This is a genomic window from Pseudoalteromonas sp. SWN29, assembly GCF_015864465.1.
In the GTDB taxonomy this organism is placed as follows: Bacteria; Pseudomonadota; Gammaproteobacteria; order Enterobacterales; family Alteromonadaceae; genus Pseudoalteromonas.
Genome location: NZ_JADYXE010000120.1, coordinates 1 through 1,099, shown reverse-complemented (window position 1 = coordinate 1,099; position 1,099 = coordinate 1). Strand labels below are relative to the sequence as shown.

The window sequence follows — 1,099 nt, the reverse complement described above, 5'->3', positions numbered from 1 at the left end:
CAAGTGTTAGCAATTGGGTCAGCCGCTACGCTCATGATGTTCTCGTGGTTGTCCTCAATGAACTTGATGCGTTCTGCGAAGTCCACCTTGTCCACACCAGCAGTGTTAGCACCGTGAATCTTCAGCCAGTAGTACCCATCGACACCAATCGGTTTACCTTTAGCGAGAGTTAACAGACCTTTAGTCATGTCGTTGCCTTGCGGGTTAAACATTGGGACTGCGTACACTCTACCGCGCCAGTCCATATTCATCGGGAACCAGATAGCTTTAAACTGTGCGAACTTATTGGCCTGACCTAACATGAACTCCATGCTCATGCGGCGAGAAACTCGTGCTTTCTCTTTGCGATAGATTGCGGAGGCCGCTTTCTTCCACGCTTTCAGAGCCGCTTCGTTCGTGTCGATGTCTTCAGGTTTGACAGGCAGTTCACCACGTTCGAGAGCAGGTACGTCGTCAACCGGGCAATGCTTCCAGTTCACAATCTCATTGACCACTGCCAGAACCTTCTTGTTAATCTTCCAAGGAGTATTCTGTGCGATGTTCACCGCCTTGTAAACTTCAGGCATGTACACGTCGTTGTAACGCTCAAGTCCCTTCTTGGAACCAGTGCGAACCAGAGAGAGAGGCTTGCGACCAGCAGCCCAATAGCCACCACCTACCGGACTCGTCCAAGGCTTAGGAGGGACCACGCAAGGTTGATACATTGGAGCGATTGCAGCCAGTGCACCAGCACGTTTAGATAACAGGTCAACGTATTGCTCGGTTAACTGGATGTACTCGCCATCCTTCTCAACGTTACCAGCAAACGGTCGGTGTAACTCAACGAGACCAGTAGACCCGATGAGCAGTTCCAACATGCGCACACCAACGTGAATAGATTCTTCAGGTGTCCATGTGGTCCACTTGGTTTGCAGTTGACCAGCATCAAGCATCTTGCCCTCTACGGCTTGCATGAATGCTTTCTTGTAGACGATACCAACGCGCTTGTTCAGTGCTTCCTGTACGTGATTCTTAAAGTGTTTCGCTTCTTCATCACGAATGCGTCCGAAACGTAACTCATCTTCAATGCTACGACCAATCTTAGTGGCAACCGATTGAA

At 49.9% G+C, this 1,099-nt stretch carries 1 protein-coding gene; it reads right to left on the bottom strand.

The genetic code is table 11. From position 1 onward, the window contains the following. Window positions 1-1,099, bottom strand: a 1,099-nt coding sequence (locus I6F53_RS20090) for a DNA-directed RNA polymerase (RefSeq protein ID WP_197240931.1), incomplete at both ends; no start/stop codon positions are given.